The sequence below is a fragment of the Streptomyces sp. Y1 genome, assembly GCF_041053115.1.
Taxonomy (GTDB): Bacteria; Actinomycetota; Actinomycetes; order Streptomycetales; family Streptomycetaceae; genus Kitasatospora; species Kitasatospora rubellomurina.
The window spans coordinates 6,092,641-6,110,847 of the sequence record NZ_CP163445.1 but is presented as its reverse complement, the minus strand read 5'-3'; the positions used below and the strand labels follow the sequence as shown (position 1 = coordinate 6,110,847).

Annotated in this window: 19 protein-coding genes and 1 pseudogene; 1 reads left to right on the top strand and 19 read right to left on the bottom strand. The window is 74.4% G+C overall.

Going from position 1 to position 18,207, the window contains the following annotated elements; genetic code table 11:
• Window positions 1–191: 191 nt before the first annotated feature.
• A complete protein-coding gene (locus tag AB2U05_RS26715) occupies window positions 192–530 on the top strand; it encodes a hypothetical protein (protein ID WP_369184464.1) in 339 nt (112 codons plus the stop codon).
• Between the two features lie 35 nt (window positions 531–565).
• On the opposite strand, the gene AB2U05_RS26710 is transcribed toward AB2U05_RS26715, so the two are convergent.
• The 19 genes and pseudogenes from AB2U05_RS26710 to pafA form a co-directional block, all read right to left on the bottom strand.
• The gene (locus tag AB2U05_RS26710; protein WP_341846012.1) at window positions 566–1,534 is read right to left on the bottom strand and encodes an ornithine cyclodeaminase family protein; all 969 of its coding nucleotides are present in this window, start codon (window positions 1,532–1,534) and stop codon (window positions 566–568) included.
• Window positions 1,531–2,559: a proline racemase family protein gene (locus AB2U05_RS26705; RefSeq protein ID WP_369184463.1), complete on the bottom strand. Its 1,029-nt coding sequence runs from the start codon at window positions 2,557–2,559 to the stop codon at window positions 1,531–1,533. The genes AB2U05_RS26710 and AB2U05_RS26705 overlap by 4 nt, the downstream gene beginning before the upstream one ends.
• Window positions 2,559–3,923 (bottom strand): aldehyde dehydrogenase, encoded by a 1,365-nt coding sequence (locus AB2U05_RS26700; RefSeq protein WP_369184462.1) that lies wholly within the window; start codon window positions 3,921–3,923, stop codon window positions 2,559–2,561. The genes AB2U05_RS26705 and AB2U05_RS26700 overlap by 1 nt, the downstream gene beginning before the upstream one ends.
• Window positions 3,924–3,975: 52 nt before the next feature.
• Entirely contained in the window at window positions 3,976–4,980 is a 1,005-nt protein-coding gene (locus tag AB2U05_RS26695; protein WP_045697562.1) for a proline racemase family protein, read from the bottom strand.
• A 148-nt stretch (window positions 4,981–5,128) separates the two neighbouring features.
• On the bottom strand, window positions 5,129–6,037 hold the full coding sequence (locus AB2U05_RS26690; protein WP_045697636.1) for a dihydrodipicolinate synthase family protein: 909 nt from the start codon (window positions 6,035–6,037) through the stop codon (window positions 5,129–5,131).
• A 75-nt stretch (window positions 6,038–6,112) separates the two neighbouring features.
• Window positions 6,113–7,585 (bottom strand): NAD(P)/FAD-dependent oxidoreductase, encoded by a 1,473-nt coding sequence (locus AB2U05_RS26685; RefSeq protein WP_045709829.1) that lies wholly within the window; start codon window positions 7,583–7,585, stop codon window positions 6,113–6,115.
• Complete coding sequence (locus tag AB2U05_RS26680) at window positions 7,566–7,883, bottom strand: (2Fe-2S)-binding protein (protein ID WP_045697558.1); 318 nt, start codon at window positions 7,881–7,883, stop codon at window positions 7,566–7,568. Before AB2U05_RS26680 ends, AB2U05_RS26685 begins: the two co-directional genes overlap by 20 nt.
• 217 nt (window positions 7,884–8,100) lie before the next feature.
• Window positions 8,101–9,264, bottom strand: a complete 1,164-nt coding sequence (locus AB2U05_RS26675) for an FAD-binding oxidoreductase (RefSeq protein ID WP_244178818.1) — start codon at window positions 9,262–9,264, stop codon at window positions 8,101–8,103.
• A 168-nt stretch (window positions 9,265–9,432) separates the two neighbouring features.
• Window positions 9,433–10,380 (bottom strand): twin-arginine translocase subunit TatC, encoded by a 948-nt coding sequence (gene tatC / locus AB2U05_RS26670; RefSeq protein WP_244178817.1) that lies wholly within the window; start codon window positions 10,378–10,380, stop codon window positions 9,433–9,435.
• A gap of 98 nt (window positions 10,381–10,478) precedes the next feature.
• The gene (gene tatA, locus AB2U05_RS26665; protein WP_045710217.1) at window positions 10,479–10,778 is read right to left on the bottom strand and encodes a Sec-independent protein translocase subunit TatA; all 300 of its coding nucleotides are present in this window, start codon (window positions 10,776–10,778) and stop codon (window positions 10,479–10,481) included.
• Between the two features lie 190 nt (window positions 10,779–10,968).
• On the bottom strand, window positions 10,969–11,154 hold the full coding sequence (locus tag AB2U05_RS26660) for a hypothetical protein (protein ID WP_369184461.1): 186 nt from the start codon (window positions 11,152–11,154) through the stop codon (window positions 10,969–10,971).
• Window positions 11,155–11,199: 45 nt separating this feature from the next.
• Entirely contained in the window at window positions 11,200–11,406 is a 207-nt protein-coding gene (locus AB2U05_RS26655) for a hypothetical protein (RefSeq protein ID WP_244178816.1), read from the bottom strand.
• A gap of 27 nt (window positions 11,407–11,433) precedes the next feature.
• On the bottom strand, window positions 11,434–12,360 hold the full coding sequence (locus AB2U05_RS26650) for a YafY family protein (protein ID WP_208615472.1): 927 nt from the start codon (window positions 12,358–12,360) through the stop codon (window positions 11,434–11,436).
• 26 nt (window positions 12,361–12,386) lie between these two features.
• Window positions 12,387–12,614, bottom strand: coding sequence for a hypothetical protein (locus AB2U05_RS26645; RefSeq protein ID WP_369184460.1), 228 nt, complete (start codon window positions 12,612–12,614; stop codon window positions 12,387–12,389).
• A pseudogene (locus tag AB2U05_RS26640) lies at window positions 12,605–13,030 on the bottom strand (helix-turn-helix transcriptional regulator); the annotation flags it as partial. The gene AB2U05_RS26645 and the pseudogene AB2U05_RS26640, both read right to left, overlap by 10 nt.
• A 521-nt stretch (window positions 13,031–13,551) precedes the next feature.
• Window positions 13,552–13,929 carry an FKBP-type peptidyl-prolyl cis-trans isomerase gene (locus AB2U05_RS26635; protein ID WP_045697631.1) on the bottom strand — a complete coding sequence of 126 codons (378 nt, stop codon included), beginning with the start codon at window positions 13,927–13,929 and terminating at the stop codon, window positions 13,552–13,554.
• 182 nt (window positions 13,930–14,111) lie between these two features.
• Window positions 14,112–15,434, bottom strand: a complete 1,323-nt coding sequence (locus AB2U05_RS26630; protein ID WP_369184459.1) for an FKBP-type peptidyl-prolyl cis-trans isomerase — start codon at window positions 15,432–15,434, stop codon at window positions 14,112–14,114.
• Window positions 15,435–15,642: 208 nt separating this feature from the next.
• Window positions 15,643–16,632, bottom strand: coding sequence for an FKBP-type peptidyl-prolyl cis-trans isomerase (locus AB2U05_RS26625; RefSeq protein WP_052706590.1), 990 nt, complete (start codon window positions 16,630–16,632; stop codon window positions 15,643–15,645).
• A gap of 123 nt (window positions 16,633–16,755) precedes the next feature.
• Complete coding sequence (pafA, locus tag AB2U05_RS26620) at window positions 16,756–18,117, bottom strand: Pup--protein ligase (protein ID WP_045697542.1); 1,362 nt, start codon at window positions 18,115–18,117, stop codon at window positions 16,756–16,758.
• Window positions 18,118–18,207: the final 90 nt, after the last annotated feature.

Genomic DNA, 18,207 nt, shown 5'->3' with positions numbered 1-18,207 from the left:
GAACACCAGTGTACAATGTCACGTTACGGTGCGTACGCAACGGCCCACGATCCGAGGCCACGATCCGGCCCCCGTCCGGCCGCCGCGCCAGCCATCGTGGCAGCGGCCGGCCGCCACGCACAACGGCCGGCCGCACACGATCTGCGACCCCGAGCCCGCCAGACCGTCCGACCATCCGCCGGAGCAGCACGTTGAGCATCGAGATCGCCCTCTTCGACGGCCACCCCAAGCAGCACCGCCGCCCCGGCCCGGCCCGGATGCTGCACCTGTCCACCGACCACGGCCCCGCCCTCGCCGCGGCGCTGGCGGAGCACGTCGGCCCGGCCGCCGACCGCCGCCTCGGCCGGATCGACCCCTACGGCGACACCCTGTTCAACGAGCAGGACGCGGGCGCCGCCTTCGAGGAGGCCACCGCCCTGCTCACCCGCTGCACCACCGAGGAGCACCGAGCAGCCGTCCGCGACCTGCGCAACCTGCTCGCCATCTGCTCGGCGACGCCCGGCAGTTGGCTCGCCTTCTCCGGCGACTGAGCGGGAGAAGGCGAGCCCGGGACCGAGCCGACGAGCTAGCCGGAGACCACGCCCGTCAGCGACCCGGCACCCGCCCCCCGCCGGTACACCTCCGCCGCCACCGCCAGGTCCTCCCAGGCCATCCCGACGCTCTTGAAGAACCGCGGCCGCCCCTCCGGCACCGCCGCGTCGCCCCGCACCAGCTCGGCGAGGTTCCACAGCTGCCGCCCGCCGACGCCCGCCATCAGCAGGTCCCCGGCCTCCCGGGCCGCCACCGCCCGGGCCTCCACGTACAGTTCGGCCCGCCGGACCAGCTGCTCGTCCACCTCCCGGGCCCCCGGCTCGTGCGAGCCGACCGCCGCCACCGCCGCGTGCCCGGGCACCGCCGCACCGTCGAACAGCGGCGTGCGCGCGGTGGTGCAGCACACCACCACGTCCGCCGAGCCGACGGCCTCCGGCGTGCCCGCCGACGCCGTCAGCCCGAGCCGCCGCCCGTACGCAGCCAGCTCCTCGGCCCGCCCCGCGTCGCGCCCGACCACGGTGAGCCGCCGCAGCGGCCGGACGGCGAGCAGCGCGTCCAGGTGCCCGTACGCCTGCGGCCCGGAGCCGAACAGCACCAGGTGCTCCGCCTCCGGCACCGCCAGCCGCCGCAGCGCGGCCGCCGTGACGGCCGGGGTGCGCAGCGCGGTGAGCGCCGCGCCGTCGAGCAGGGCGAGCGGCTGCAGGGTGGGGCCGTCGAGCAGCAGGTAGCTGCCGGTGATCCGGGGCAGGCCGCGCGCGGGGTTGGCGGGCGCGACCCCGGCGATCTTGACGCCGGCGTACGGCCCGGCGGCGGCCGGCATCATCAGCAGTTCCCCGGCCGGCACCGGTACGGCCGACCGGGCGGGCGCCGCCTCCGGGTCGAACCCGTCCCGCAGCGCCCGCTCGATCGCCCCCACCGCCTCGGCGGGCCCGACCCCGCCGGTGCCCGGTACGGCGTACTGGAGCGGCGCAACCGCCGTACCGGGCAGCTCGGTCGCCGTCACAGCAGGAACCCCGCCGCCAGCTCGTCCCCCGCCTCCAGGACGAACCCGTGCTCGCCCGTCCGGTACGCCGTGCCGGTGACCTCGGTGACGACGCCCGCGCCCAGCGGGTCGCCCCCGGCGAGCACCCGCCCGTCGAACACCGTCCCGATGATCGACTCGTGGCGCAGCCGCTCCCCCGGCGCGAGCCGCCCTTCGGCGGCGAGCACGGCGAGCCGGGCGGAGGTACCGGAGCCGCAGGGCGAGCGGTCGATCTGCCCGTCCGCGAAGACGGTGACGTTCCGCTGGTTCACCCCGCCGTCCGCCGCGGGCAGGTCGTCGTGGAGGATCACCCCGTAGACCCCGGACAGCCGCGGGTCCGCCGCGTTCGCCACCGCCGCCGAGCCGGCCAGCGCCGCCCTGATCTCCCGCCCCGCGGCGGTGAGTTCGGGCAGCTGCGCCGGTTCGACGGCGAGCCCGAGGGCGGCCGCAGGCACCGAGGCGTAGCACGCCCCGGAGTGCGCCACGGCGACCTCCACCACACCCCGGGAGGTCTCCACCGGCAGCTTGAGCTCGGCGACCCGGGTGGGCACGTTCCGGAAGGTGACGCCCACGGTACGGCCGCCGGCCCGGTGCACCAGCGCGGTGACCCGCCCGGACGGCACGTCGATCCGCACCGGCGCCACGCCGTCCGCCGGCGCCGCGACCAGCCCGGAGTCGACGGCCCAGGCGCCGAGCGCGATGGTGCCGTGGCCGCAGGCCGTCGAGTAGCCGTCCTTGTGCCAGAACAGCACGCCCAGGTGCGCCCCGTCGTCGTCCGGCGGCACCAGGAACCCGCCGTACATCCCGGCGTGCCCGCGCGGTTCCTGCACCAACAGCCGCCGTACGGTGTCCAGTTCGCCGGGCCGGGGCGCGGTCGCGGTGCCGCCGGAGCCGAGCGCGATGGCCCGCCGTTCGGCGACGGTGTCGCCGGGGATCGGCGGCAGGCCGTCCAGCACGATCCGGAACGGCTCACCGGCCGTGTGGTAGTCGACGGTGCGCACGAACATCAGGCACCCCCGCCGGGCAGCACGCTGATCGTCCGGCTCGCGGTGTAGAACTCCAGGGCCGCGCGGCCCTGTTCGCGCTCGCCGTGGCTCGCGCCCTTGGCGCCGCCGAAGGGCAGGTGGAAGTCGACGCCGCTGGAGGGGGCGTTGACCCGGATCATGCCCGCGTCCAGCCGGTCGGCGGCGGCCAGGGCCGCGTCCAGGCCGCGGGTGTGCACGGAGGTGGCGAGGCTGTGCGGGGTGTCGTTGGCGAGCGCGATGGCCTGGTCGAGGTCGGCGGCCGCGTGCAGGACGGCGATCGGGCCGAAGAACTCCTCGCTGGCCAACGGGTGTTCGGCCGGCACGTCGGCGAGCAGGGTCGGTTCGACGTACCAGCCGGGCCGCTCGGGCACCCCGCCGCCGGCGAGCACGCTCGCCCCGGCCGCCACGGCGGTGGCGACGGCGCCGGTCAGCCGGTCCCGCGCGGCGGCGTTGATCACCGGCCCGCACACCGCGTCGTCGACCGCCGCCAGGGCCTTGACCAGCGCCTCCCGCAGCGGCTCGTACGCGGCGCCGACCGCGATCACCCGGCTGGTGGCGGTGCACTTCTGCCCGGCGTACCCGGCGATGGCGGCGGCGATGTGCGCGGCCGCCAGCTCCACGTCCGCGTCCGGCAGCACCAACGCGGCGTTCAGCCCGCCGAGTTCGGCCTGCACCGGCACGCCGCGCCCGGTGGCGGCGCGCACCACGGCCCGGCCGACGCCGGTCGAGCCGGTGAAGGAGACCACGTCGGCGCTCGCCACCAGGGCCTCGCCCTCCTCCGCCCCGCCCGGCAGCACGGCGAACGCCTCGGCCGGCAGCCCGGCCTGAACAGCCAGCTCCGCGAGCCGCAGCGCGCACGCGGTCGCCTCGGGCGCCGGCTTGAGGACGACCGTGTTGCCCACCGCGAGCGCCGGCGCCGCCTTCCAGGTCGGGATCGCCAGCGGGAAGTTCCACGGCGTGATCAGCCCGGCCACCCCGTACGGGCGGCGCCGGGTGAGCAGCAGCCCGGGCCCGCCGGCGGTCTCGTGCACCTCCCCGCCGGGCGCGTACGGCGCCTGCGCGTAGTAGCGCCAGATCGCCGCCGTGCGGGCGACCTCGCCGCGCGCCTCGGCGAGCGGCTTGCCGACCTCGCGGACGATCAGCGCGGCCAGTTCGTCGGCGTGCGCGTCGACGGCGTCGGCGATCCGGCCGAGCGCCGCCGAGCGGGCGCCCGCGCCGGCCGCGAGCCAGTCGCGCTGCGCGGTCCGGGCGCGTGCGACGGACTCCCGCACGGCCTCGGCGCCGAGCCCTTCGACGGCGATCACGAGGTCGCTCGGATCGGCGGGGTTGTACGAGGAGATGATCACAACTGCCAGCCCTTCAAAGGTCGTTCAGTGCCGTTCGAGGATGCGGCGCGGCTCAGAGCAGGAACCCCGCCGGGAACGGGTCGCTCGGGTCGAGGAAGTACTGGGCCGTCCCGGTGACCCAGGCCCGCCCGGTGACGGTGGGCACGACGGCGGGCCGCCCGGCCACCTCGGTCTCCTCGACGAGCCGCCCGGTGAAGGTCGTCCCGATGAAGGAGTCGTTGCGGAAGTCCCGCCCGAGCGGGAGTTCGCCGCGGGCGTGCAGCTGCGCCATCCGCGCCGAGGTGCCGGTGCCGCACGGCGAGCGGTCGAACCAGCCGGGGTGGATGGCCATCGCGTGCCGGGAGTGCTCGGCGGTGGAGCCGGGGGCGAGCAGCTGGACGTGGTGGCAGCTGTGGATGGACGGGTTCTCCGGGTGGACGGGCCGGTCCGGGCCGGCGTTGATCGCGGCCATCAGCGCGAGTCCGGCGTCCAGGATCTCCTGCTTGCGCTCGCGCTCGAACGGCAGCCCGAACTCGGCGAGCGGCAGGATGGCGTAGAAGTTGCCGCCGTACGCGAGGTCGTAGCCGATCGTGCCGTAGCCCGGCACCTCGACCTTGCGGTCCAGGGCGACGGAGTAGGAGGCCACGTTGCGGATGGTCACGGCCTTGGCCGCGCCGTCCTCGACCTGCACCTCGGCGATCACCAGCCCGGCGGGGGTGTCCAGACGCACGGTCGTCACCGGCTCGACCACCGGCACCATCCCGGTCTCGACCAGCACCGTGGCCACCCCGATGGTGCCGTGCCCGCACATCGGCAGCAGGCCGGAGACCTCGATGTAGAGCACGCCGAAGTCGGCGTCGGGCCGGGTGGGCGGCTGCAGGATGGCGCCGCTCATCGCGGCGTGGCCGCGCGGCTCGTACATCAGCAGCGTGCGGAAGTGGTCCAGGTGCTGCTGGAAGTGCACCCGGCGCTCGGCCATGGTGGCACCGGGGATGACACCGAACCCTCCGGTGATGACCCGGGTCGGCATGCCCTCGGTGTGCGAGTCGACGGCGTGGAACACATGACGGCTGCGCATGACGCACAACTCCCGTGTGGTGATGGTCGGTTGGGTCGGGCCGGGCCGCCCCCGCGGCCGGCCGTTCGGGTCCGGTCCGGCCGCCGCCGCAGCCGGTCGGTGAGGTCCGACCCGGCTGCCCCCGCAGCCGGTCGGAGCGGTCCTGGGATCAGGCCAGGCCCTCGGCGAGCGCCTTCTCGGTCGCGGCGCGGACGGCGGCCTCGATCTCCGGCGTCAGCGGCAGGCGCGGCGGGCGGACCGGACCGCCGGGGCGCCCGGCGATGTCCATGGAGAGCTTGATGGCCTGGACGAACTCGGTCTTGGAGTCCCAACGCAGCAGCGAGTGCAGCGACTTGTAGAGCGGCAGCGCCGTCTCCAGGTCGTGCGCGACGGCGGCGCGGTACAGCTCGACGGAGGCCTCCGGCAGCGCGTTCGGGTACCCGGCGATCCAGCCGACGGCACCGGCCAGCGCGAGCTCCAGCAGCACGTCGTCGGCGCCGATCAGCAGGTCCAGCCCCGGCGCCAGCTCGGCGAGCTCGTACGCCCGCCGGACGTCCCCGCTGAACTCCTTGACCGCGACGATCGAGCCCTCGCGGTGCAGTTCGGCGAGCAGGGAGGGCACCAGGTCGACCTTGGTGTCGATCGGGTTGTTGTACGCGACGATCGGCAGCCCGGCCTTCGCGACCTCGGCGTAGTGCGCCCGCACGGCGTCCCGGTCGGCCCGGTAGGCGTTGGGCGGCAGCAGCAGGACGGAGCCGGCGCCGGCCTCGGCGGCCTGCTCGGCCCAGCGGCGGGACTCGGCGCTGCCGTACGCGGCGACGCCGGGCATGACCCGGGAGCCGTCACCGGCCGCCTCGACCGCCACCTCGACGACGCGGGCGCGCTCCTCGGCGGTGAGGGTCTGGTACTCGCCGAGCGAGCCGTTGGGGACGACGCCGTCGCAGCCCGAGTCGATCAGCCAGCGGACGTGCTCGGCGTAGGCGTCGTAGTCGACGGAGAGGTCCGGGCGCAGCGGGATCGCGGTGGCGACCATGATGCCGCGCCAGGGGCGGGTGGTGTCGTGGGGGGTGTGGGACACGGTGTTCTCCTTGGTGAGGTGTGACATTTTATTCGTGGGGAAGGGTCGGAGACAAGAGCCCCCGACCCGGAGGATTTACGCGTCGTGCTCCCCCGCGGCCGGCTGCGGCTCCCCGGCCGCCAGCTGCGAGAGCGGCACCGGGCATCCGAACGGCCGCCGGTCCGGACCCGCGGCACCGACCCCGGGCTCGGACTCCGCCCCGGACTCGACGGAGCCGGACGCGGAGCCGGATCCGGCGGACAGGCAGGCCACCGCCGGCCCGCACATCCGCCCCTGGCACCAGCCCATCCCGGCCCGGGTGAGCAGCTTCACCGTGCGCGGGTCGCCCGCGCCCAGCTCCTCCACCGCCTCCCGCACCTTCGCGACCGGCACCTCCTCGCACCGGCACACGTCGGTGTCGGGGCGCAGCCAGCCCGTCCAGCCCGGTCCGGGCCGGTGGGCGGCCGCCATCAGGTCCGCGAAGGCCCGCAGCCGGGCCCGCCGGCGCCGCAGCGACCGCTTCGGCTCGGCCCCGGCGAGGTCGTGCGCGGCCAGCTCGCCCTCGGCGATCGCGAGGTCCGCGCCGCCGACGCCGTTGGTCTCCCCCGCCGACCAGAGGCCGGGCACGCTGGTGCGCATGCCCGCGTCGACGGCCAGCGCGACGGCGCCGTCCGGCCCGGCCAGGGTGTCCGCGCCGAGCTCGGTGGCCAGGTCGATCTGCGGCAGCAGCCCGTGGCCGACCGCGATCGCGTCGCAGTCGATCCGCCGCTCGGTGCCGGGCTTCGGCCGCCAGTCGGCGTCCAGCCGGGCCACCGTGACGCCGGTGACCCGGTCGGTCCCGTGCGCCTCGACGACGGCGCTGCGCAGCCGCGGCCGGACCCGGTGGCGCAGCAGCGCGGTGCCGTGCCCGGCGCCCTCCACGAGCTTGGCGGGGACGGCCGCCACCACGTGCGGGCGCCGGGCGTACGCGAGGTAGCCGGTGGCCTCGACCACGGCCGGCACCCGGGCCCCGGCGGTGACCAGCGAGGACGCCGCCGCGAGCAGCAGCGGCCCGCTGCCGGCCACCACGATCCGCTGCCCGGGCAGCACCAGCCCGGACTTCAGCATGGCCTGCGCGCCGCCCGCGGTGACCACTCCGGGCAGGGTCCAGCCGGGGAACGGCAGCTGCCGCTCGTACGCGCCGGTGGCGAGCAGCACCGCCCGCGCCCGGACGGCGACCCGGTCCCCGGCGTCCGGCCCGCGGGTGGCGTGCACGGTGAAGCCCTCGTCGGTGCGCTCCAGCGCCCAGACGTGGTGGCCGCCCCGGAACTCGACCCGTCCGGCCCGCTCGTGCTCGGCCAGCCGCTCGGCCAGCCCGGTGTAGACGGACCAGCCGTGGTGCAGCCGGTCGGGCCGGGCGGCGCCGAGGCCGGGCGCGGGGTGCCGGTAGTACTGCCCGCCCGTGCTGTGCCCGCCGTCCAGCAGGACGCAGCGCTTCCCGAGGTCGGCGGCGGTGACGGCGCCGGCCAGCCCGCCCGGACCGGCACCGATCACCACCAGGTCGAGGAACTCATACGGCGAGGTCGGCACGGCCGTGGCCCTCCTGGGTGGTGACGACGGTGCCCGGCTCGGCGGGCACCAGGCAGGTGCGCTGGTTGGCCCGGCCGTCGACGGTGGCCAGGCAGTCGAAGCAGGCGCCGATGCCGCAGAACACCCCGCGCGGCCGCCCGCCGAAGCGGGTGGTGCGCCAGGCGAGCACGCCGTCCGCCCAGAGCGCGGCGGCGATCGACTGCCCGGACAGCGCGGGCACGGCCCGGCCGTCGAACACGATGTGGTGGGCGGGCCCGGGCTCGGCCCCGACCAGCCCGGCGGGGGTGCGGCGACGCATCGGCGGCTTCTCCAATCTGACGATCTGACGGCTCTGACAGCACTGACAGCACTGACGACACTGACGGACCAAGCGCTGGTCCAGCACGGATCCAGTACGGATCCAGCACGGATCCGGGACACCTCCGAAGCGGCCCCACGACGCCTCCGCGACGCCCGCGGAACGCCTCCGGCACGGCCCGGCGGGCGCGCCCGGACCACCCCGGGCCAGGGGCCCCTCAGGCGGCCTCGCGGAACCGGTCCGGCCGGAACGGCGCGAGGTCCAGCTCGGGCCGCTTCCCGGCCAGCTGCTCGCTGATCAACAGCCCGGTGGCCGGGGCCAGCCCGATGCCGGCCCCCTCGTGCCCGCAGGCGTGGTACAGCCCGGGCACCCGGGGGTCCTCGCCGATGGCCGGCAGGTGGTCCGGCAGGTACGGGCGGAAGCCCCGGTAGAACCGCATCACGGTGACGTCCTCCAGCACCGGGAACAGCGCCGCGGCCTGGCCGGCCAGCCGCCGCAGCACCTCCTGGGACATCGTGCGGTCGAAGCCGACGCGCTCCCGGCTGGCGCCGATCAGCACCGGCCCGCCGGGGGTGCCCTCCACCACGGCGGAGGTCTGCAGCGCGGCCGAGCCGCTGGCGACGTCGGCCACGTAGTCGGCGGCGTAGACCTTGTGCCGGACGATCCGCGGCAGCGGCTCGGTGACCAGCACGAAGCCGCGCCGGGGCAGCACCGGCAGGTGCACGCCGGCCAGCGCGGCCAGCTCGCCGCCCCACGTCCCGGCCGCGTTGACGACGGCGGGGGCGAGCAGTTCGCGGTGCGCCGTGCGCACGCCGCGCACGGCGCCGTCCGGCCCCCGCTCGACGGAGGTGACGGCCTCGCCGGTGATCAGCACGGCGCCGAGCCGGCGGGCCTCGCGCAGCAGGTGGGCGGCCGCGAGGGCGGGCTGGACCTGGGCGTCCTGCGGGTAGTGGAAGCCGCCGGCGAGCCCGGGGGCGAGGTGCGGTTCCAGCTCGCGCAGCCGCTCGCCGGGGACCTCCTCGGCCGTCACCCCGGCGTGGCCCTGCTCGGCGGCGAAGGTGCGCAGCGCGTCCTGCCCGGCCTCGGTGGCGGCGACGACGAGGCCGCCCTTGGGCTCGTACTCGGCCTCGGGGCCGAGCTGCTCGGCGAGGTCGCGCCAGAGCCGGGTGCTCAGAAGGGCGAGGTCGAGTTCGGGCCCGGGCTCCTTGTCGGAGACCAGCAGGTTGCCCTCGCCGGCGCCGGTGGTCCCGCCGGACACCGGTCCGCGGTCGACGACGGCGACGGCGAGCCCGGCGCGGGCGGCGTAGTAGGCGCAGGCCGCGCCGACGACGCCGGCGCCGACCACGACGGCGTCCAAGGGGGGTCTCTGGCTCTTCAGCACGCCAGTAATATGTCACATGCCATCGACGGTGCCAAGAGCGCCCCGCACCCGGACCGCCCCCGCCGCGCGAAGAGCCCCGGGGCGCGAAGCACCCCCAGCACGAAGAACCCCGGCCCGCCGCGTCGAGCGGCGGACCGGGGCCCACGATCAGGAACGCCTACCGGCGGCTCAGGTGATGTCGTCCATCTGCTCCCGGCGCGCGCCCGGCACCGGCGCCGGGCTCGCCACCGGCGCGCCGGAGGCCCGGACCACCTCCGCGCCCTCGACCGCCTGCACGCTGAGGTCCAGGTGCGAGGCCTCCTCGTCGTCCAGGTCCGCGTCCGGGTTCCGGCGCCGCTTGCGCCGGTCGTTGAGCAGCGCGATGCCCACCGCGATGAAGTACAGCCCCCAGATCGGCGCGGCCAGCGCCAGCATGCTCACCGGGTCGGCGCTCGGCATCGCGAAGGCCGCGAACACGGTGATCGCCATGATCATCCCGCGCCACCAGCCCAGCAGCCGCTTGCCGGTGACCATGCCGACCATGTTCATCATCACGAGCAGCAGCGGGAACTCGAAGGCCAGGCCGAAGACCAGCACCATCCGCGTCGCGACGTCGAAGTAGTCGTTCGGCGGCAGGATCGGCGTGGTCTTGTCCGGGGTGAAGCTGACCAGGACCTCGACGGTCGTCGGCAGCACCAGGAAGGCCACGCCCACGCCCGCCAGGAACAGCGGCGCCCCGCAGGCCATGAAGATGACGGTGTACTTCTTCTCGTGCCGGTGCAGACCGGGCGCCACGAACGCCCACACCTGCCAGAGCCAGACCGGCACCGCACCCACCACACCGGTCGTCAGCGCCACCTGGAGCATCCAGGTGAAACCGGAGGTCAGACCGATGTTCGAGACCTGCGCGCACTTGCCGTGGTAGTGCGCCTGCTCCTCCGGGGTGTTGCACTGCGGCAGCGGCTTGAGCAGGAACGTCTCGATCTGCTTGTGGAAGATCAGGGCGACGATGGCGATCACCACGATCGCCAGGACCGACTTGATCACCCGGTTGCGCAGTTCCCGCAGGTGGTCGGCGAGGGCCATCCGCCCCTCAGGATTCTTGGGCGCCTTCGACGCCTTGGAGAGCTTGCTCAACCCCGGTCCTCAGATCGTGCGTAGAGGCCCGCCGGTCGACGGGCCTCCGTGGTCGCGGACATCGCGCGCGCGGCGGACGTCACGTGCGGGCGCCGCGCTCAGTGCGGGCGGTCGCCCTCGGGCCCGGCCACCGGACGGGCGGTGCTCGTGGCGCCCGGCGCGGACTGGATCACCCGACCGCCACCCGACGCCGTACCACCCGCGCCGGCGCCGCCCTCGACGCCCGCCGGCGGCGGCGCGGCCGTCTCCTCGCCGTCCGTGCGCATCGCCTTGGCCTCGCTCTTCAGGATCCGCAGCGACTGTCCGAGCGAGCGTGCCAGCTCGGGCAGCCGCTTGGCTCCGAACAGCACGACGGCGAACACCACGACCACCACGATCGCGGTCATCGAGACGCGCATGCACGACCACCTTCAGTCATGGCGGCCCGGCGGGCCGTCCGCGCGGATGGTAACCGCTGCGGATGACGCCCCGACGACGGCCGCCCGAACGGGACGGCGGCCCCCGACAGGCGTCACGGGGACCAGCTGAGAGCGTAACCCGCCCTCACACCCGCGCAGCAGCCCCCGTACGGCGGATGCCCCGGCCGTGCTATCGGGCGGCGGCCACCGCGGCCGAGTCGGCCGGCTCGCCCGCCGCCTCGGTCAGCGCCCGCGAGGCCTCGTCCACGCCCTTGGCCAGCACCCGCACGTCCAGCCACAGCCGGATCGCGAGGACCCCGAGGACCAGCAGGCCCGCGGTGGCGAGCAGGACGGCGGCGACCAGCATCCAGGACATGCGCCCCACCCTATACGGGCCGCCCGCACCCCCGCCGAGCAGGCGCTACCCCTCCGCCGGGACGAGCCGCATGGTGCGCACCCCCGCCTCGGTCAGCGCCTCGACGATCTTCTCCCCGGCCGGCTTGCGCACCGCCGCCCCGCAGCGCGGGCAGCCGAAGCTGTAGTGCGCCTGGGCCGGGGTGCGGCCCAGGGTCAGCCGGAACTCCTCGGCCGGGAGCTCCACCTTCTCCCGGCACTCGGAGCAGTACACCTTGAATCTGGTCCCGGCTTCCACCGCTCAGACCCGCCCCTCCCCGTACGCGGCCAGCGCCTCCGCCGCCGCCGAGCGCGCCTGCTCGGCCAGCTCGGGCGGCGACACGATCCGCCCGTCCCGGCCCAGCCGCAGCGCCAGCGGGCGCAGCTGGGAGGGGTCGGCGCTGCGCAGGGTGATCCGCAGCCCGCCGTCCGGCAGTTCCTCGGCCTTGTCGTGGGTGTAGTACTCGGCCACCCAGCGCCCGCCGGAGGAGACCTCGACGACGACCTCCGGGTCGTCCGCGGCCGGGTTGACCAGCCCGCCGCTCAGGTCGCGCGGCTCACGCCGGGGCGGGTCGGCCGGGACGTCCAGCACGCGGATCTCGGCGACCCGGTCGAGCCGGAACATCCGGTGGTCCTCCGAGGTGCGGCACCAGGCCTCCAGGTAGGTGTGCCCCTCGGTGAGCAGCCGGATGGGGTCGACCTCCCGCTCGGTCATCCCGCCGCGCCCGTGCGAGTAGTAGCGCAGCCAGAGCCGCCGGCCCTCGCTGAGCGCGCGGTCGATGTCGGCGAAGACGTGGCTCTCCGCCTCGAAGGTCACGCCGACCCGGGCGCTGCTCTCGGCGCTCTCCCCGGCCGCGTTCTCGATCTTGGCGACGGCCCGGGTGAGCGCCTCGCGGTCGCCGGCCCGCAGCCCGGGCAGCCCGGCCACCGCGCGGGCGGCCACCAGCAGCGCGGTGGCCTCGTCGGCGGCCAGCCGCAGCGGCTGGGCGACGTCGTCCACGTTGTGCCACCAGATCCGCTCGCCGTCGGTGTCGATGTCGAGCAGGTCGCCGCCGCGGAAGCTGGTGCCGCACATCGGCAGCACGTTGAGGTCCCCGATCAGCTCGCGCTCGGAGATCCCGAACGCGCGGGCCACCTCGGCCACCTCGGCCCCGGGCCGCTCCCGCAGGTAGGTCACCAGCGACAGCATCCGCCGCGTCTGGTCGATCGCGTTGCTCACGCGCCTTCTCCCTCAGCAATCCCCGCGACCGCCCGCAGCCGGTCGACCACATCCGCCCGCAGCTCCTCCGGCCCGAGCACCAGCACGTCCGGCCCGAACTCCGCCAGGTCGGCGCCCAGCCCGTTGCCGTACGGGATCTCCAGCTCGTCCCAGGTCTCGTCGACCCGCTCGCTGGCCAGCGCCTTGGTGCGCAGCGGGAAGCCCGCGCCCCGGCGGACCCGCACGGTCGCCGTCGCGGTGGCCCCCTCCCGGCGAACTTGGCCACGGTGGCGCGGACGTCGACGTGCTCGGGCACCGCCTGCGCGAAGGCGCCGCCCTTCGCCCGCACCTTGCCGGTGATCCGGCTGAGCCGGAACACCCGGGCGTCGCCGCGGTCGCGGTCGTACCCGGCCAGGTACCAGTGCCCGCGCCAGCACTCCAGCGCCCACGGCTCGACGGTGCGCTGCTCGACGGCGGCCGCGCCGGCCTTGCGGTACTCGAAGGTGACCGGGCGGCGGTCCCGGGCGGCGGTGAGCAGCGGCTCGAACGCGGCCTCCCGGGCGGGGATCCGGGGCTCCAGCGCGGTACGGCCGCCGGCCTCGGCGAACGGCACCCCGGCCGCGCGCAGCTTCTGCAGCGCGCCGCTGGCCGCGCCGGACATCTTGGCCTGCTGCCAGACCCGGGCGGCCAGGGTCAGCGCGGCGGCCTCCTCGGCGTCCAGCGCGATCTCGGGCAGCCGGTTGCGGTCCGCGCGGGCCAGGTAGCCCAGCTCGCCGTCCAGCGCGTTCTCGTCGACGTCGATCACCAGGCCGAGCTCGCGCAGGTCGTCCTTGTCCCGCTCGAACATCCGGTTGAAGGCGTCCTCGCTGCTGTGCTGCCAGGCCTCGCGGTACGCCTCGATGGATTCCCGCAGCTCCTTCTTGGAGAGCGGACGTCTGGTGTTCATCAGGCACAGGGCGAGATTCATCAGCCGCTCTGCCTTGGCGATCGCCATCGCTGACCCTTCCGGTGTGCCGCGCCGCGCGCGGGGTGCGCCAACCGGGCGATCCGCACCCGGCGGGACCGACCGTACCGGTAGCGGTACGCACTGCAAAAGCCGCGTCCGCAACAGCGTCCCCGGAGGCCCCGGACACGCCCGTGGGCCGGGCCCCCGGAGGGGTCCGGCCCACGGCTGGAGCAGGCTCAGACGGCCAGCAGGTCGACCACGAAGATCAGGGTCGAGTGCGGCGGGATGAGCGGCGACGGCGACTGGGCGCCGTACGCCATCGTCGACGGGATGGTCAGCTCGCGGCGGCCGCCGACCTTCATGCCGACGACGCCCTTGTCCCAGCCCTGGATGACCCGGCCGGCGCCGAGCGGGAAGCGGAACTCGTTGGGGCTCCGGTTCCAGCTCGCGTCGAACTCCTCGCCGGTCTCGAAGGTCACGCCGACGTAGCGGACGCTGACGACCTGGCCCTCCTTGGCCTCCTCGCCGTCGCCCACGACGATGTCGCGGATCTGCAGCTTGGTCGGAGCGTCACCGATCGGGAAGTCGATCTCGGGCTTCTCGTTGAGGTTCACGGTCACTGGGTCCCTCTTCTCACGTTCGCAATTCCAGACACGACCAAGCGGCGGGCGCCCGCACCCGGTCCGCCCCGACCTCGTCGGGGCGGACCACGATACGGGCGCCCGCCGCCCGTCCGGGCCCGGCCACGCGGCCGGACCCGAAGGTCACACGCACACCATTGTCACCCGAAAGTGGATCAGCCCTGACCGGCGTCCAGGATGTCCACCACGAAGACCAGCGTCGAGCCGGGCGGGATGTCGCCCTGGCCCTTGTCCCCGTAGGCCAGCGCGGCCGGGATGACCAGCTCGACCCGGCTGCCCACCGTCTGGCCGGCCAGCCCCTGGTCCCAGCCCTGGATGACCTGGCCGCCGCCGACCGGGAAGGAGAACGCCTGGCCCTTGCTCAGCGAGGAGTCGAAGACCTTGCCGTCCTTGAACAGCGCGCCGGTGTACTGGACGACGACCTTCTCGCCCTTCTCCACCGCCGGCCCGGTGCCCTTGATCAGGACGTGGCTCTTCAGCTCGGTCGGGTCCTTGGCGCCGGCCACCGGGGTGATCTCGGCCGGCTTCTTGCCGTTGTCCTTGACCTGCGGGAAGTCCGCCGGCGGCGGGGTGACGGTGCCGCTGACCACCGCGTCGGGCGCGTTGGTGTTGCGGATGTCGATCACGAAGACCAGGTCGTCCTTGGCACCGATCGACATGTCGGCCTTGCCCTGGGCGCCGAACGCGGCGGCCGGCGGGGCCACCACCAGCACCCGGGAGCCGGCCTTCTTCCCGACCACGGCCTGGTCCAGCGCCGGGATCAGCGCGTCCGAGCCGGCCTGGAAGATCTGCGGCTTGCCGCTGTTGTCGTACGAGCTCGGGATGTCCTTGCCGGTGGTCCAGTCCTTGGCGGTGTAGTCCACCGAGGTCCAGTTGCCCTTCTCCACCTTGGCACCGCTGCCCTCGGAGAGGACCTTGACCACGAAGGAGCCGTCCGACTTGTCGCCGGGCACCTGGATCTCGGCCTTCTTGCCGAAGTCGCCGGTGATCGTCGGCAGCACCTTGGCGTCGTCCTTGATCGGCGGCACCGGGTCGGCGGTGGGGGTCGGCGGCGCGGTCTTCACCGCGTCCGGCTTGGCGGCCGAGGGGCTGCTGTCCTTGGACCCGCCGTCCTTGTTCACCAGGTAGAGCGTCACCGCGCTGCCGGCCAGCAGCACGGCCAGCACCGTGCCGAGGATCACGCCGAGCCGGCCCACACCGGGCGGGTTCTCGTCGTAACCGGCCTCGGAGAGCTCGGCCCGGCGCACCGTGGAGGCGAAGATCTGCGGGGTGTCGTCGTCGGTCCTGGTCCCGCCACCGGCCGCGGCCAGCCGCTCGCCGGGCTGCGCCCAGCCGGCCTGCTGCGCCAGGATCGACGGCGGAACGACGATCGACTCGCGATCGCCCGCGACCGCGCCGCCGGGACGCGAGGCGGCCGGGTCACCCGCAGAGCTGTCGGCGGTGCCGGCCCCGCCCGGGCTCGGCGTCTTCTCAGTCATGACTCCCCATCCATCTCGCCACGAGGTCTTCCAGATCCGGACCCGGCGTGGTGAGCGCCGGGCTGCCGTCGCACCGCCCGCCCCGGACCTTCGCGCCGGGCGGCGCCTGCCACAGTGCGAGGGGCAGTATGACAGCTCAGGATGAGGACGGACGCGTCGTTGTTGTACGAGCGTCCGCCCAAGAGTACGGAATCCCCGGGCCGAGTTCCTAGACCGCTTCCAGAATGTCGATCACGAAGACCAGCGTGGAGTTCGCCGGCACCGCCCCCTGCGCCTGGTCCTTGTACCCCTGCGCGGGCGGCACCACCAGCAGCACCCGGCTGCCCACGGCCTGCCCCACCAGGCCCTTGTCCCAGCCCTCGATCACGCTGCCGGTGCCGATCTGCACGGCCTGCGCGCCGCCGTGCGTCCAGGAGGCGTCGAACTGCTGGCCGTTGCTCCACAGCACCCCGGTGTACTGCACCACCAGGGTCTGCCCGCTCTTGACCTGCTTGCCCTCGCCCTTGATCAGCACCGCCTGCTGGAGGTCGGTCGGCGCGGCCTGCCCGGTCGGGACGGTGATCGTCGTCGCCGCCTTGCCGTTGTCCTTGACCTGCGGCAGGGTCGCGGCCGGCTCGGTCATGTTCCCGGTCAGCGTGGAGTCCTGCGGCAGGCTCTCCACGATGTCCAGCACGAACACCACGGTGTCGCCCTTGGCCACCCCGAGTTGCTCGGAGCCCGAGTCGCCGAAGGCGGCGGCCGGCGGGGCCACCACCAGCAGCCGGCTGCCGACCTTCTTGCCGATCACGCTCTGGTCGAGCGCCGGCACCAGCTGCCCACTGCCCGCCTGGTAGAGCTGCGGCTTGCCGCTCGGGTCGTACGAACTGGGCAGGTCCTTGCCGGTGGTCCAGTCCTTCGCCGTGTAGTTGACCGTCACCCAGTCGCCCTTGGCGACCGCCGCGCGATCGCCCTCGCTCACCGTGTTCACCACGAACTGCCCGCCGGGCTGGGCGCCTTCGGGGATCGTGATGGTCGCCTTGCTCCCGAACCCGCCGCCCGACAGGGTCGGCATCGGCGACGCCTCGTTGACCGGAGCGGGCACGGTCGGGGGCGCGCTCGCCGCGGACGGCGTCGCCGGGGAGGCCGCCTTGGGCGAGCTGCTGCAGGCGACCGCGAGCAGCAGCGGCAGGGTGAGAAGCAAACCGGCGGTGCGGCGCACGGTGGTCCTAACTGTCGATCGAAGTCGGCTCTCCAGACTCGACGGACAGCGTATGCCCGGCACGCGTCCGGCCCCGGTAGACACCACCGGGGCCGGACCGCACCTTGATCACGAACGCGCGGGCTACATCCCCGCGATCAGCTTCTCCACCCGCTCGTCCACCGAACGGAACGGGTCCTTGCAGAGCACCGTCCGCTGCGCCTGGTCGTTCAGCTTCAGGTGCACCCAGTCCACCGTGAAGTCCCGCCGCTGCTCCTGCGCCCGGCGGATGAAGTCCCCGCGCAGCCGGGCCCGGGTGGTCTGCGGCGGCACCGACTTCGCCTCGAAGGTCTTCAGGTCGGTGGTCACCCGCCGCGCCTGCCCCTTGCCCTGGAGCAGGTAGAACAGGCCGCGCCGGCGGTGGATGTCGTGGTACGCGAGGTCGATCTGCGCCACCCGCGGGTTGGACATGCTCATCTGGTGCTTCTCGCGGTAGCGCTCGATGAGCTTGTACTTCATGATCCAGTCGATCTCGGTGGCCACCCCGTCCAGCCGCTCGGTGCGGACGGCCTCCAGGGTGCGGCCCCACAGGTCGAGGACCTGCGCGACGGTGCCGGTGTTGAGGCCCTTGCGGTCGGCGAACTCCAGGGCCTTGCTGTAGTACTCCTCCTGGATGTCCAGCGCGCTGGCCTCGCGGCCGTTGGCGAGCCGCACCTGGTGGGTGCCGGTGAGGTCGTGGCTGACCTCGCGGATCGCCCGGATCGGGTTCTCCAGGGTGAGATCGCGCATCACCACGCCGGCCTCGATCAGCCGCAGCACCAGGTCGGTGGCGCCGACCTTGAGCAGCGTGGTGGTCTCGGACATGTTGGAGTCGCCGACGATCACGTGCAGCCGGCGGTAGCGCTCGGCGTCCGCGTGCGGCTCGTCCCGGGTGTTGATGATCGGGCGGGAGCGGGTGGTGGCGGAGCTGACGCCCTCCCAGATGTGCTCGGCCCGCTGGCTGACGCAGTACACCGCGCCGCGCGGGGTCTGCAGCACCTTGCCCGCGCCGCAGATCAGCTGCCGGGTGACCAGGAACGGGATCAGCACGTCCGCGATCCGGGAGAACTCGCCGTGCCGGGCCACCAGGTAGTTCTCGTGGCAGCCGTAGGAGTTCCCGGCCGAGTCGGTGTTGTTCTTGAAGAGGTAGACGTCGCCGGCGATGCCCTCCTCGTGCAGTCGCCGCTCGGCGTCCACCAGCAGGCCTTCGAGGATCCGCTCGCCGGCCTTGTCGTGGGTCACGAGCTCGACGACGTCGTCGCACTCGGGGGTGGCGTACTCGGGGTGCGAGCCGACGTCGAGGTAGAGCCGGGCGCCGTTGCGCAGGAAGACGTTGCTGCTTCGGCCCCAGGAGACGACCCGGCGGAACAGGTACCGCGCCACCTCGTCCGGCGACAGCCGTCGCTGCCCGCGGAACGTGCAGGTCACGCCGTACTCGTTCTCCAGCCCGAAAATCCGGCGGTCCATGAGCACTCCTTTGCTTGTGGAGCTGTCCGAAACCGCCTCCACGACGACTGGGCCGCCGCAGGGGCACCGGAGTCCCGCACGGCGGTCGCG